10 protein-coding genes are annotated in these 13,940 nt (G+C 57.3%); 7 read left to right on the top strand and 3 right to left on the bottom strand.

What is annotated here, in order from left to right; translation table 11 throughout:
- Positions 1-262: 262 nt before the first annotated feature.
- The 3 genes from M4951_RS06450 to M4951_RS06440 all read left to right on the top strand — a co-directional run bounded on the left by M4951_RS06450 (position 263) and on the right by M4951_RS06440 (position 3,648).
- Positions 263-796, top strand: a complete 534-nt coding sequence (locus M4951_RS06450) for a UvrB/UvrC motif-containing protein (RefSeq protein ID WP_262025661.1) — start codon at positions 263-265, stop codon at positions 794-796.
- 61 nt (positions 797-857) lie between these two features.
- Positions 858-1,940, top strand: a complete 1,083-nt coding sequence (locus M4951_RS06445) for a protein arginine kinase (RefSeq protein WP_262025660.1) — start codon at positions 858-860, stop codon at positions 1,938-1,940.
- A gap of 238 nt (positions 1,941-2,178) precedes the next feature.
- Complete coding sequence (locus M4951_RS06440; protein WP_262025659.1) at positions 2,179-3,648, top strand: neutral/alkaline non-lysosomal ceramidase N-terminal domain-containing protein; 1,470 nt, start codon at positions 2,179-2,181, stop codon at positions 3,646-3,648.
- Positions 3,649-3,891: 243 nt separating this feature from the next.
- Here the strand turns inward: M4951_RS06440 and M4951_RS06435 are convergent, their stop codons facing one another.
- Together M4951_RS06435 and M4951_RS06430 are read right to left on the bottom strand one after the other, a co-directional pair.
- A complete protein-coding gene (locus M4951_RS06435; RefSeq protein ID WP_262025658.1) occupies positions 3,892-4,833 on the bottom strand; it encodes a mechanosensitive ion channel family protein in 942 nt (313 codons plus the stop codon).
- 50 nt (positions 4,834-4,883) lie between these two features.
- Positions 4,884-5,204, bottom strand: a complete 321-nt coding sequence (locus M4951_RS06430) for a Rieske (2Fe-2S) protein (RefSeq protein WP_262025657.1) — start codon at positions 5,202-5,204, stop codon at positions 4,884-4,886.
- A 132-nt stretch (positions 5,205-5,336) separates the two neighbouring features.
- Here M4951_RS06430 and M4951_RS06425 point away from each other — a divergent pair, with 132 nt between their 5' ends.
- The 4 genes from M4951_RS06425 to M4951_RS06410 all read left to right on the top strand — a co-directional run bounded on the left by M4951_RS06425 (position 5,337) and on the right by M4951_RS06410 (position 11,807).
- Positions 5,337-8,177 carry a tetratricopeptide repeat protein gene (locus M4951_RS06425; protein ID WP_262025656.1) on the top strand — a complete coding sequence of 947 codons (2,841 nt, stop codon included), beginning with the start codon at positions 5,337-5,339 and terminating at the stop codon, positions 8,175-8,177.
- Positions 8,174-8,503 carry a MazG nucleotide pyrophosphohydrolase domain-containing protein gene (locus M4951_RS06420; RefSeq protein WP_002651614.1) on the top strand — a complete coding sequence of 110 codons (330 nt, stop codon included), beginning with the start codon at positions 8,174-8,176 and terminating at the stop codon, positions 8,501-8,503. Before M4951_RS06425 ends, M4951_RS06420 begins: the two co-directional genes overlap by 4 nt.
- 159 nt (positions 8,504-8,662) lie before the next feature.
- Positions 8,663-10,855, top strand: a complete 2,193-nt coding sequence (locus M4951_RS06415; protein ID WP_262025655.1) for a hypothetical protein — start codon at positions 8,663-8,665, stop codon at positions 10,853-10,855.
- 19 nt (positions 10,856-10,874) lie between these two features.
- Positions 10,875-11,807 carry an ABC transporter ATP-binding protein gene (locus M4951_RS06410; RefSeq protein WP_262025654.1) on the top strand — a complete coding sequence of 311 codons (933 nt, stop codon included), beginning with the start codon at positions 10,875-10,877 and terminating at the stop codon, positions 11,805-11,807.
- Positions 11,808-11,819: 12 nt separating this feature from the next.
- Here M4951_RS06410 and M4951_RS06405 read toward each other — a convergent pair whose 3' ends face one another.
- On the bottom strand, positions 11,820-13,934 hold the full coding sequence (locus M4951_RS06405; protein ID WP_262025653.1) for a TIM44-like domain-containing protein: 2,115 nt from the start codon (positions 13,932-13,934) through the stop codon (positions 11,820-11,822).
- Between the last annotated feature and the right edge of the window lie 6 nt (positions 13,935-13,940).

Here is a 13,940-nt window from a genome sequence, read left to right as displayed (position 1 = left end):
GGCCTAGCGGCAATGCCGGCGCGACGGTAAGCCAATGCAAATGCACGACTTAGGCCGCGCGGCAACAACTACGCGCTTCGGTCCGATCGTCTTGACGCAGCCCCCTGCCCCGATAGAATCCAATTGTCCGTTGGCGGCTTATCTAGGTCCGACGGCTGACTTTAGGTCGACGTATCCGGCGACCGGCGCTCTGATGTAGTGGCGCAGTTGCGACAAAGGTTCGCTCCGCCGGTCGCTCTTCGATGTGAAAAGAGGTGTGGGTATGAAGTGCCAGCAATGCGAAAAACCGGCGACGTTCCATATCACGGAACTCACCGGCGAACAGCCGCAAGAGATTCATCTCTGCGAGGGTTGTGCGCAAAAATACCTGATGCAGACTCCGGGGACCGGCATGCCTGGCAAAGCGTCGCTGGCCGGAATGCTGGCCCAGCAGTTGAAAGTCGCCGACACGGCGAAAGAACTAGAAAAGCTGGACGAAAAATGTTGTCCGATTTGCGGCATTAGCTTCTATGAGTTCCGCAATCAGGGACGACTTGGCTGTCCGCATGACTACGTCTTTTTCGCCAGCGAACTGGAGCCGTTGATCGTCAACATTCATGGCGATCTGCTCCACAAGGGGAAACATCCCCTGACGCACAAGCGCAGCACCGAGAGCCAAACGAAACTGATACAATTGCGGCGTGAGATGAACGAAGCGATCCGTCTCGAACAATACGAGCGCGCTTCCGAACTGCGCGATACGATTCGCAACTTAGAAGAAGGCGAAGAGCAAGCCGAAGACGATCATAGCGTCTAAGGCGCCAACTCTATCGCGGTATTTACCCAACCGAAATCGCCACTTCAATATGTGCCCAAGGATGAATGTGGACCTTAACGAATTGACAGGACGAGCCGGCGAATGGATGAAGGGTGCAGGCCCGCAGTCCGACATCGTCATTAGCAGCCGAATTCGTTTGGCCCGCAATATCGCCGAGTTTCCCTTCATCCGTCGCTGCACGACGCCCGACCGCGCCGCGATCGACAAAGCGGTGCGCGATCGCTTGGCCGAAGTACCGCAGTTGACCGATCTGGCCTACATGCGCGTCGACGAACTTTCGGACGTCGATCGACACTTTCTGGCCGAGCGCCAATTGATCAGCCGCGAACTGGTCGAAGCCGAAGGCGCCCGTAGCGTCGCGATCGATCCCAACGAACGCTTGAGCCTGATGATCAATGAAGAAGATCATCTGCGCATCCAAGTCATGAAAAGCGGGTTCGATCTGGTCGCCGCATGGGAACAAATCAACGAAGTTGACGATCTGCTCGAAAGTAAGCTGACCTACGCGTTCCATGACAAGTTGGGCTATTTGACTGCTTGTCCCACCAACGTCGGCACCGGCATGCGCGTGAGCGTGATGCTGCATCTGCCGGCGCTGGTCATTACGCAGCAGATCGAAAAAGTCTTCCGCAGCTTGCAGAAAATCAACTTGGCGGTTCGCGGGTTGTACGGCGAAGGCTCGCAGGCAATGGGCGACTTCTACCAGATCAGCAATCAAATCACGCTCGGCCGCAGCGAAATCGAACTGCGCGATCAGGTGCACGACGTCGTTCCGATGATCATCGACTACGAACGCCGCGCCCGCGACTTTCTGCTGAAACAAAACCAGCAAGACCTGCACGACAAGATCAGCCGCGCCTATGGCATTTTGCGCACCGCCCAAACGATCAGCAGCGAAGAGACGATGCACTTGCTATCGAGCGTCCGTATGGGAGTCAACTTGGGCTTGATCGACGACCTGCTGATCGCCGACATCAACAAGCTGTTTGTCGACACCCAACCGGCACATCTGCAAAAGCTGCGCGGCGGGCCGTTGGACACGGCGGGCCGTAACTCAGAACGGGCCCTCTATCTGCGGCGTTACTTGTCGCAAAAAGAAAAGGATGGCGCCGATCAAAACTAGACGGCCCCGATTGATCGGGTCCGCCGGACGCGTTCTGCGCTGACATCGGTCATTTCTTTCCGTCCCCAGATTTTGATTGCCGACCGCTGTGCGATTCGATAATATAAAATTTTGCCGCATGACTTGGACGTAACAGCCTTCCCTCCCTGAGCGATGATCGCTCCCTCTGTTGTCGTCACCGCACCGACGCTCCTTCCTTGCGGCCAGATTCCTTCCCGACATTCGACGGAGAAACGCAATGCCACGCTTTTCAAACGCTCCGCTACTCTTACTTGCAGGATGTCTCGTAATATCATCTTGTATTACCGGTTTTGCCGCGGAGGAAGCCAAGCCGGTCTTCCGAGCCGGCGCGGTGACCAGCAATATCACGCCTCCTTTGGGGCAAAAGATTGTCGGAGGTTGGCAACCGATCCCAGCGACCCATATTCATGACGAATTGCACGCGCGTTGCATCGTGCTGGATGACGGTCAGACCAAGCTGGCGATTGTGGTCTGCGACAACGTTGGCATTCCTCGTGAAGTCTTTGACGCCGCGAAAGAGCAAATCACGAAAGAGACCGGGATCCCTGCGAGTCATCAATTGATGTCGGCGACCCATACGCATTCGGCGACGACGGCGCGCGGCCCGTTCTATATCTTGCCGAACGCAGCGCCGACCGACTATCAATCGTTTTTGGCGGGTCGCATCGCCGACGGAGTTCGCCGCGCGATCAATCAATTGGAGCCGGCCCAAATTGGCTGGGGCGCAATTGACGAACCGTCCGAAGTTTTCAACCGGCGCTGGTATGTCAAAGACGCCGGTCTGCTGACCAATCCGTTTGGCGGCATGGATCGCGTCCGCATGAATCCCCCCCGAGGAAGCGCCGCACTTGATCGCCCGGCTGGCCCCACCGATCCAGAAATCAGCTTCATCTCGATCCAAAGCAAAGCGGGGCGCCCAATCGCGCTATTGGCGAACTATTCGCTGCACTATGTGGGCGGCGTTCCGTCTGGAGATGTCTCGGCCGACTACTTTGGCTATTTCGCCAAGTTCATCGAGAAGAAGCTGAACGCAACGGACCAGACGCCAGCCTTCGTCGGCATCTTGTCGAACGGCACCAGCGGCGACGTGAACAACATCAATTTCTCCGAGAAAAACGGCAAACGTTACGGGCGGTACGAAAAAATGCAGGAAGTGGCCGAGAAGGTCGCAGCCAAGGTCCAGGAAGCGCACGAGAAGCTGGAGTTTCAGGACTATGTCACGCTCGACGCGGCCGCGAGCGAATTGCCGTTGAAGGTGCGCAAGCCGACCCCGGAGATGATCGAACATTTCCAGGAAGTTCGCGCCCGCGCCAAAGCAGGCGGCAAGCAAGAGCATCGTCGTGAGCTGATCTACGCCGATCGAATCGATCGTTTGCAAGAATCGCCCGCAGAGCTCATGATCCCGCTGCAAGCGCTGCGAATTGGCGATCTCGCGATTACCGCGATTCCGTTTGAAACGTTCACCGAAACAGGTCTCGAACTGAAAGCACGCACGCCGCTGGCCAAGTCGTTCACCATCGAACTGGCCAACGGTTCTTTCGGCTATCTGCCGACGCCGGAACAGCATCGTCTAGGCGGATACGAAACTTGGATGGGGACCAGTTCGGTCGAGATTGACGCGACGACGAAGATCGTGGCCGAACTACTGAAGCTGGAGCAATCGTTAACGCCAGCGGCAGGCGAATAGTCGCCGCTGCAATCCTCAGTTTTATATTGCGCAACTTTTGAGATGCACGAGCGAGGGAAAGACGTGTGGCGGCGCTACAGCGGATTGAAGTAGCGAGCCCATTCCCTCGTTGGCGCATTTTGAGGTTGCGCGATAGGTCCCTGGTTGGCCGCGATAGCTCCGCTATCGCGGCCAACCAGGAGAATAACGCAACTTCAACACTTCAAAGAGCGTCAGCGAGCCAGCTGGACGGTTTTGGTTTGCTTACGCCGACGGCGCCACCTGATGCATATGCACGTCACTCTGCGGATACGGAATCGAGAACCCACGTTCGTCGAAGCCTAACTTGACCTGTTCGGTCAGATCGCAGGTAACGGCCCACCAGTCTTCCTTCTTGACCCAACCGCGAACGATAAAGTTAACGCTGCTCGAAGCGAGTTCGGTCACGCGAACTTCCGGCGCTGGATCTTGGAGGATTCGTTCGTCGCTTTCCAACAAGGCGATCAAATACTTCTTTACCTCGCGTAGATCGTCGTCATAGCCGCAACCAACCGTCAGATCGACGCGGCGGGTCGCGTTGCGTGAGTAGTTGATGATATTGCCGCTGGTGATGTTGCCGTTGGGGACGATGATCATCTTGTTGTCCGGCGTCTTCATCTGCGTGTGGAAAATCTGGACCGCGTCAACGATGCCCGACACTCCCCCGGCTTCTACAAAATCGCCGGCCGAGAAGGGGCGAAAGAAAATGATCATCACCCCGGCGGCGAAGTTCGCCAACGAGTTTTGCAGCGCCAAGCCAACCGCCAGACCAGCAGCCGCCAACACGGCCGCGACGCTGGTGGTATCGATCCCCAAGCGATCGAGCACGGCGACGATGACCAACGTCAGAAAAAAGCCATATGCGATGTTCGAGAGAAACAGGGAGAGCGTCTGATCAACGCCTCCTCGATTCATCAGCCGCTTTAAGAATCCGCTCGCCCACAAAGCGACCAAGCGTCCAATAAACAAAATCAGAATCGCCGTGACAATTCGCAAGACCCATTCGGGACCTTGATCTTGCAAAAAGACGACCGCCGAGTTTCCCCAGTTTTGCATATCGGTCAGCGTTTGCGTCGCCTTTTCGCTGACATCGATTGCAGCGGCGTTGTCACCGGCGGGGTTCTCACCCGGATTTTCTACTTGGGCCAGCAGCAGGTTGTAGAACATGGCAGTCGGTCCTTGTACGTGTTGAGAGAGAAAAGTGAGCTTACACCACGTTATTCTTTGGCGTTAACCCGCACCTGAATTTCATCCCCTTCGACGCGAACGTCGAAACAATCGACCTTCACCTTCGGGTTATCGAGCCACGCGCCGTCGCAAAGCTGGAACCCCCACGCATGCCAGGGGCACATCACCACGCCATCTTCGACATAGCCGCCGGCCAACGAAGCGCCCATGTGTGGACAAAAATCGTCGATCGCCTGATACGTCCCATCGGCCAGATGAAATACGGCCGCCATGCGTCCGCTGACGTTAAACGCCTGGCCTTGTCCAAGGGGAATATCGCCAACTTTCGCGACGGTCACAAAATCTGCCATCAAAATGCCCAAATGAAAAAGGGTTCGCCGCGACGCCGAAGGGGGCTAGAATAGTACGCAAGCTGTCAGTCGCGACCATTTTACGCCTGAGCCGCGCTCGTTGACAGTCCTTTCCCTCACTCCTCTGATCGCATGATGCCGCCCGCAAGCAATCGCATTCTCTCGCTCTTGACGTGCGCCGCCTGGCTGACGCTGCATTTAATCGCCCACGGGGCCGAGTTGACTTCGGCCGAGTCTCTCTATTACGCCGGCAAATACGCCGAGGCGATCGCCGAACTGGAGCAAGTCGAGCAGCCCGACGCGATCACCGCGTGGCTAAAAGCCAAATCGCAAATCGCGATCGGCCAATCGGCCGCAGCGACAAAAACATTAACCACGGCGATCGAGCAAAAGCCGACCGCCAAGCTGTACGCGCAATTGGCCCGCATTCAGTTTGACCAGGGTCACTGGGACGACGCGACCGCGAGTTGCAAAAAAGCGTTGGCGCTGGACGAGCGGCAACCGGTCGCTCGCTGGACTGTCGCTCAATTGCATCGTGAGCGGGGTGAGTTAGAAGAAGCAGGCGCCGCCTACGAGTGGTTTGTCGACGACTTCAATGAGAACGACATTTCGGACGACCCTGACCAGTTATATTACGCCGGACTCGGCGCGGCGGAGTTCGCCCGTTGGACGCAAAACAGTCAGCAGTTCAGCTATCTCGTCAACACGCTCTTTCCGACGATCCTCAAACGCTCGCCCCAGTATTGGCCCGCCCGACTCGCGGTGGCGGAACTGTTCGCCGAAAAGTTCAACATGGGCTCAGCGCGGAGCGAGTGGACCAAAGCGCTGGAAATCAATTCTAGTTCGGCCGAACTCTTCACGCTGAAGTCGCAAATGGACGTGGCCAGCTACAACGTCGACCTGGCGATCGCCGCCGCCGATCAGGCATTGGCGATCCGCAGCGATTACGTCCCGGCGTTGGAAGCGAAAGCGAAAGCGTACCTGGCCGACTTTCGCCCGCTGGCAGCGATCGAAGTTCTGACCAAAGCGCGCGAGATCAACGACCAGCGCCAAGCGACCGCCGGCTTGTTAGCGGCCGCTTATCTGGCGGCCGACGGACCGGCGCTCGAAACCAACGAAGGAAGTTCGACCCGCTACGGAGAGTTGATCGAAACGCAGTCTCTCTCCAATCCCCATTGCGGCGAGTTTTTCGCCTCTTTGGGAGAAGGCTGCGAACTGCTTCGCAAGTATCCTTACGCCGCCAGCTTCTATCGCGCGGCGACCGAGCGGATGCCGCAACTTGTTCGTCCGCATGCCGAGCTGGGCATGGTGCTGATGCGGATGGGAGAAGAGCGGGAAGCGCGTACTGTTTTAGAAGCGGCGTTTCAGGCCGACCCCTTTCATGTCCGTGTGAAGAACACGCTAGAAGTGCTGGACGTGCTGGCCAACTACGAAACGCTGGAGACCGAGCATTTCCTCATTCGCTACGACCCCGAAAAAGACAAGCTGTTGGCCGAGTACGCCGCGCGGCATCTGGAAGACAACGTCTACGCGTCGATCTGCCAAGCCCTGGATTACGAACCGGCCGGCAAAACGCTGATCGAGTTTTTTAACCAAGCGAAAAACACCAGCGGGCACGGTTGGTTCAGCGCTCGCATGGTCGGTTTGCCGTATATCGGCACGGTTGGCGCCTGCGCCGGCAAAATGATCGCGCTCGCTTCACCGTCGTCGATGCCGGAAAAATACAACTGGGGCAATGTGCTGCGTCACGAATTTGTCCATGTCGTCAATTTACAACAGACCGATTTCAACATTCCGCACTGGTTTACGGAAGCGATGGCCGTCACTTACGAGACTGACGTGCAGCCGCCCGATTGGAAACGACTGCTGGCGAAACGAATTGCGGCCAGCGATTTGTTTGATCTGAACTCGATCAACTATGGCTTCATTCGCCCGCGTGACGGCGACGACTGGACCATGGCCTACTGCCAGGCGTTTCACTACGCCGTTTATTTGAAACAGCGATTTGGTGACGACGCACTGACCAAAATGCTCGACGGTTACGCCAAGTCGCTGACAACCGATCAGATCTTGGAGCAAATCTTTCAGACGCCGCAAGCCGATTTTGAACGAGGCTATCGTGACTACCTGGTGACAGTCGTCCGCGATGTTGAAATCCAAGCCAGCGATACCGACAAGAGTTTCGCCCAGTTGCTTCGTGACGCGCGCGATCAGCCGGAAGACGCCGACGTCCAGGCCGACGCCGCCTACGCTTACTTGCAACGCAAGTCGAACACTAGCGCACGCAAGTATGCGGAAAAAGCGATTGAGATCGATCCGAGCCATCCGCTCGGCTTGTATGTAATGGCGCGGCTCTTTCTCTCGATCGGCGACGCCCAAGAGACGCTGAAATTGCTGGAGCAAGCGACCGGCGAGCGATTTGATCGTCGTCCGGTGGCGCTGTTGGCCGGCTTACGATTGAAACAAAAGGATTACAAGTCGGCGATTGAGTTGTATGAGCGCGGCGCCAAAGCGGAGCCGGCGAGCGAAGAATGGACCGAAGCGCTGGTCCGCGTCCATCTGCTGCAAAAAGATGACGATGCGCTGCTGAAGCTGCTGCCGATTTTGGCCGCGCAAAAACATCACGACGTCGCGATTCGCAAAAAACTGGCGACGCTGTTAGCGGCTCGTAATGATTGGCGCGGCGCGGCGCGCTGGTCGGAAGAAGCGTTTCAAATTGATGTGGCCGACGCTCAGGCCCACGAGATCAACGGTCGCGCCGAGCAAGAGCTTGGTCACCCGCTTGCGGCGGCCCGTGAACTAGCGGTCGCTTTTCGCTTATCACCCGATCGAGTAGATTGGGGAATCACAGCGGCCGAAGCGCTGATCGCCGTCAGTGATGAAGCGGCCGCACGTGAAATTTTGGAAGCAGTCCTGAAACATTCTCCGTCCTCCGCGGCGGCTCAACAGTTGTTAGAGCAAATCAAATCGTGAACCAAGAACCTGCGCCGCCGGTCGACGTCAGCTTGGGTCAATTTCAAAAATTGATCCGCGACATGTACTTTGAAAAGGACCAGACCCGTGGGGTCGAAGGGACCTTCATGTGGCTGATGGAGGAGGTGGGCGAGCTCTCGTCAGCGCTGCGCGGCGGGACGCATGAAGAGCGTGTCGGCGAGTTTGCGGACGTGCTGGCCTGGCTGACCACCATCGCCAATGTCGCTGGAGTCGATCTGGCCGACGCCGTAAATCAGAAATATGGGAGCGGCTGTCCAGGTTGTGGACAATTTCTGTGCGTCTGCGATGACGCCGAAAAGCCGTAAAAACCGGTCCAATCGGCGTTAACTTCCCGCGAAGTTGGCCAGCGGAGGCCCGGCGTCAACTCGCAGGGAAGCGGTCAGCGGATTATGCTAAATAGCTTCAAGCCATCCAACTTGGAACTCTGGTGGCGTCCCCCCTTTTGTGAGACACGTTCGACTTTGATGTTGCTTCTCTGTCGCACCTTCCTAATTACGATCGTTCTCATCGCCACGTCGGCCTCTTCTTTGTGGGCCGGCGCGTGGATGCAGCAGCGTCATGACATCGCCGAAATCGAAGCGAGCCTGGGTTTCGCCGGACGCTTCAAAGTCGGCGTTTGGTCGCCGATTCGTGTCACTATCACGGCCGGCTCCCAACCGCTGCAAGGCGAAATTCATATCGCCGCTTTCGATTCGGACGGGGTGCCGGTCGAACATCGCTGGCCTCATGACGAAGCGGCCCAGATCGCCGCTGGCGAATCCCAGACCTTTGTCCTACCGGTGAAGATCGGCCGCACAAGCAGCCGCATCGAGGTCATCTTGGAAAGCGAAGTCGATGGCGTCGCAAGTCGATCGGTCTGGCAAGCCGCCGTCGGAGATCTGGGACAACCGGTTCTCGCCAGTCAACAACTCTGGCTGCAAGCAGGCGAACTGATCGGCATTCAAGACATCCTGAATCAACAGCGCGTTCAACCCGACGAATCATCGCAACTCGCGCAGATCGATCCCAGCCAATTGCCTGACGATTGGCGAATGCTGGAAGGGGTCGACCGTTTTCTGATCGTCAGCGGCGACGCCGAAACGTGGCGCAAGCTCTCTGCCGACAAACTCGCGGCGCTCGACTGGTGGGCCAAGCTAGGCGGACAAATCTTACTCGCCGTTGGCGCCGATACCGAACAACTGCTGTCGGCGGACGCTCCCTTGGCGCACTTTCTCCCCGGCAAGTACGTCGGGTTTGAGGAAGAGCGCCAAACTGCCGAACTTGAAAAATATGCTGGTAAAGTAACGCGGCTCGATCGCCCTGGCGCGCCAACTTTAGAAATCGCTACGCTGCAAGACGCCAGCGGGATTGCGCTGGTCCAACGAGCCGCGGCCAATCCAACGCCGTTGATCTCGGTCGCTCCCTACGGATTTGGCCTGATTGAATTTGTCGCGTTCGACCTGAACTCGCAGCCGATCGCTGGCTGGGACGGACGCAAACCGTTGCTGATCAAACTGCTGATCGGCGAGTCAGAGCAACAAGACTACGGCATCGTTTCGTTAGCCGGACAAAGCGCCGCGCATGTCGGGTACGAAGATCTCTCGGGACAACTGCGCGTCGCGCTCGATCAATTCCAAGGGGTCCACCTGATCTCGTTCCTGTTGATCGGCGTGATCGTCGTCGGTTATCTGCTGTTGATCGGCCCCGGCGACTACTTTTTGCTGAAACGATACTTTCCGCGAATGGAATGGACGTGGGTCACGTTTCCTTTGTTCGTGCTGTTGGCGTGCTGCGCTTCGTGGGGGATCGCTTTCTGGGCGAAAGGCCATGAACTGCGGATGAATCAAGTCGACGTGCTCGACTGCGATTTGGCCAGCCGAGTCGTTCGCTCCACGACTTGGGCCCATATTTATAGTCCGCAAACGCAGCGGCTGAACATTCAATTGCACAATCAAGCTCCTGCGCAAGCCAGCGATTGGAAACAAATCCTCGCCTGGCAAGGCTTGCCTGGCAAATCGCTAGGAGGCATGGACTCGCGTCAGTCGCTCGCGACGGTGCAAAACCCGTACTACCTGGCCGATGCGGATGACTCCGTATCGCTCGAGAACTTGCCGATTCAGATTTGGTCGTCGCGCAGTTTGTTTGGTCGCGGCTGGGCGACCCTCGATGGCGAAGCTCCCAAGCCGCTGACCGAGATCAGCAATCAACTGCTCAACGGCGTGATTCGCAATCCAACCGAGATTGACTTGGAAGACGTCTACGTTTTCTACGGCCGCTGGGCTTGGCACTTTCCCAAGTTTCCGGCTGGCGGCGTCTTGTCGCTCTCCGGCAAAGCAGGCAAGAACTCGGACAAAGTGTTACGCAAAACCAGGGTCTCTGACGCACGCGACGTGTCGGAACTTTGGGACCGCGAAAATACCGATATCGACCGCATCATGGAAGTCGCCCTGTTTCACGAATCGGCAGGCGGTCGCGGCTATACGAACTTGATACAGCGCTATCAGGGGTTCATCGACCTCTCCCAGCACTCGCAAACGCAACGCGCCGTGTTGGTCGGCAAGTCGGCCGAACCGGTCACGCAGTTGCAGATGACCGCGGTTGGATCGGAAGAGCCGCTTGCGCCGAAAACGGAACACTGGACTTACGTTCGCTTGATCTATCCGGTTGAGCCGGAATAACGCATCTTTAGGCGCCGCCATGATCGAAACTCACGACCTGACGAAAAAATACGGCGACTTCTTCGCGATCAAAGGGATCGAGCTCGACCTGAAGCAAGGGGACGTGTTCGGCTTCATCGGTCCCAACGGCGCCGGCAAGACGACCACGATGCGAATCATCGCGACGCTGCTCAACCCGACCTGGGGCGAAGCCTACGTCTGCGGCCATTCGATCTACACCAACCCGAAAGAAATCCGCCGCCTGGTCGGATACATGCCTGACTTCTTTGGCGTGTACGACGACATGAAGGTGATCGAGTACCTCGAGTTCTTCGCCGCCGCCTATCGCATTCGGGGCGACAAACGTCGCCAGGTTTGCGACGAAATGCTCAATCTGGTCGATCTCGACTTCAAACGCGACGCGTTCGCCAACACGCTCTCACGCGGGCAAACGCAACGACTCGGCTTGGCCCGCGTGCTGCTGCATGATCCGCAAGTGCTGCTGCTGGACGAACCGGCGAGCGGTCTTGATCCCCGGGCGCGGATCGAGATGCGCAACCTGCTGAAGCGGTTGCGCGACATGGGAAAAACGATCATCGTGTCGAGCCACATTCTGCCCGAATTGGCCGATGTTTGTAACAAGATCGGGATCATCGATCGCGGCGTGATGTCGGTCAACGCATCGGTCGAAGAAGTGATGAAGCAAGTCCGCCAAAAGACGGTGCTGCATATCGGCGTCGCCGGCGATCAGGAAGCGGCCGCCAAAGTCTTGGAAGGCTCCGAAGCGGTCGAGAGCATTGAGCCGCGTCCCACTTACCTGATGGTGACTTTGAAAGAGGGAACCAGCGACTACAGCGATCTGCCGACCTGGCTCATCCAAGCCGGACACAAGCTGACTCTCTTCCGTGAAGAAGAAATCAATCTGGAGTCGGCGTTTATGGCGCTGACCAAGGGAATGGGGAAGAAGACGTAGGTCGCTCACGCTTTACTCATCCGGATGATAATTCTTCCGAATCTTGCGCCGATTCGCGGCTTTCTTCTGCTCCTGCAGTTCCATTTTCGCCTGACGATAGAGTTCGGACTTGCGCTTGGCGAGCAGCCGCGCAAAGTCATAGTCAGACAGTCCAATTCGTTTGCCGGTCGCGGCGATTACCTTTTGCTCGCGAGCGTCATAGTGACCATCGACCAGCGCCATGTCGATCATCGTCGTCAACCATTGGACGCCTGAGGCGCGATGATCCGGTGTGGGCGATTCCAACGTTCCATTGGCGGCGTCGGTCAACATTCCCTGGACGCGGCTCAGCGGTACGCCATGTTTTTTGGCGACTTCCTTGAGCAGCTTTTGCTCTTTCTCGTCGAGCTTGCCATCCGCCGCTGCGACCTGCACGACCCAAGCGATCAAGTCAACATCGTCAATCTTGGCGAATTCACGCAAGCTGCGCCCATTCACTTGGGCGCGATCCAAATCGCTTCCCGATACCTGCCGAACTACTTGACTGACAACCATGGTGGACGTCTGGTCGAAGGTTGGACGACCTTGCTCGTCAAACGCGGGGCCGTTGGGAATCGTCGCGATCACCGTTTCGATTCCCTCGTTCGCTTTTTTCCGCAAATGGCGGGCTTCATTGGCGCTATACGGCAGCCAATCGATCAACACCCAGTCGCTGGCGCCGTCGTTCAGCACCATGTGGCAGAACTCGCAGGCATGCGATGCGGCGTTCGACTCCGGCGCTCCGCAACCGGGACATTGCAGCGAGGAGACGCTCTTTTCGATCTTGGTCTGCACGCCATGTTTGCGGGCCAGCACCATCATCGTGCGAAGCGTGCTCGGCTCGCGCGACGTCTCTTGGCTCTCTCCACTTTTCTTATTGCGACGGCCCGACCAACGAACCTCGACCAAGGCGCGATCGAGATGCTTGTCGGTGATCACGCCGATGACGTCGACCGCGCCGACGCCGCAATCGGTATAGAACGTCCGCTCGCGCGCCTCGAGCACCTGGCGATGCATTTCGCAGAAAATGTCATGCGCCACCTTATTCAAGGGGCGCAGATCGCCATGCCGATCGGCCGTTACTTTGCGCGTGAAGATCACGCTGGCTCGATCTTCCAAGTGATGCGTATTGAAGCCGGGATCATGCGAAATCCAATAGCGCGTGGCGCTGTTCAGCCCTTGCCCGGCGTTCGGTTTCCAGACGCTGCTTTGCGTGATTTCACTTAGCACCCAATCATGCTCGCCGCTACGCAGCAAACTTTCGCACGAGCCGCAACGATCCCATTGGTTAATCTGAATCGACGCGCCGCAGTTGGGGCAATTTCCCTCGATCAGGCCCGCCTTTTGCGGCTTGGTCTGTGCTCCGCGGCGCCGCAGAAAAGTCCACACCTCGGAAAATGACTCGTTGTTTTTGGAGCCTGGGATCATCTTGCCGGTCGTACGATCGACTCGATAGTCCTTTCCCCGCGCATGGATTCGCAGCGAGATCACTTCAAACGCGTTTTGATCATTTCGGCTCGCGGTGATTTCGATCGGCTCCATCCGCTGGATCCGCACATCTTCGATCACGTTGCGATAGCCAAGTTCGTGCTGTTCCGCAATTTGCAACGAGAAACGTTCGTAAACGCCGTCCGAAACAAACGCGTGAATCGGCGCCAGATCTTGTTCAGACCAGGCGCGTTGAATTTTGCCAAACGCGTTCTCGGCACGTTGCTTGAACTGCTGCAGGTCAAACGACGGATCGCTTTCTTGCAGCGCAGCCAGGCAAGAGTCGATAAAGTCATGATCCAGTTTGTTAAACGAGCGATGAATAAATCGCCGTTGCTGGCGCTCGTTGGCCTGCATGACAAACCAAAAGAAGAAGATCACCCCGATCACTATCGTGGGAATGCCGATGACCGGATGTCGCAAGAGAAAAAAGATGAGCGGACCAATATTGCCGTGGCCCCCGCCGGAACCAGAAGAAAAACTGCCGCCTCCGCCGGAAAAAGAACCACCGCCACCAGAAAACGATCCGCCGCTGCCGGCGCGTCCCCAAGCATCGGACGCGGGAACCAGGATCAGTCCCCACAGCAAAAAGAGGACGGCGATAGCACGGGCAATACGCACAATCAG

Source organism: Blastopirellula sp. J2-11, assembly GCF_024584705.1.
GTDB lineage: Bacteria > Planctomycetota > Planctomycetia > Pirellulales > Pirellulaceae > Blastopirellula.
This window is presented reverse-complemented; position numbering and strand designations above follow the sequence as displayed.

Excerpts from the sequence above, each read along its gene's own strand:
- M4951_RS06450 (WP_262025661.1), top strand. The coding sequence starts at position 263 with ATGAAGTGCCAGCAATGCGAAAAACCGGCGACGTTCCATATCACGGAA.
- M4951_RS06445 (WP_262025660.1), top strand. The coding sequence starts at position 858 with ATGAATGTGGACCTTAACGAATTGACAGGACGAGCCGGCGAATGGATG.
- M4951_RS06440 (WP_262025659.1), top strand. The coding sequence starts at position 2,179 with ATGCCACGCTTTTCAAACGCTCCGCTACTCTTACTTGCAGGATGTCTC.
- M4951_RS06435 (WP_262025658.1), bottom strand. The coding sequence starts at position 4,833 with ATGTTCTACAACCTGCTGCTGGCCCAAGTAGAAAATCCGGGTGAGAAC.
- M4951_RS06430 (WP_262025657.1), bottom strand. The coding sequence starts at position 5,204 with ATGGCAGATTTTGTGACCGTCGCGAAAGTTGGCGATATTCCCCTTGGA.
- M4951_RS06425 (WP_262025656.1), top strand. The coding sequence starts at position 5,337 with ATGATGCCGCCCGCAAGCAATCGCATTCTCTCGCTCTTGACGTGCGCC.
- M4951_RS06415 (WP_262025655.1), top strand. The coding sequence starts at position 8,663 with ATGTTGCTTCTCTGTCGCACCTTCCTAATTACGATCGTTCTCATCGCC.
- M4951_RS06410 (WP_262025654.1), top strand. The coding sequence starts at position 10,875 with ATGATCGAAACTCACGACCTGACGAAAAAATACGGCGACTTCTTCGCG.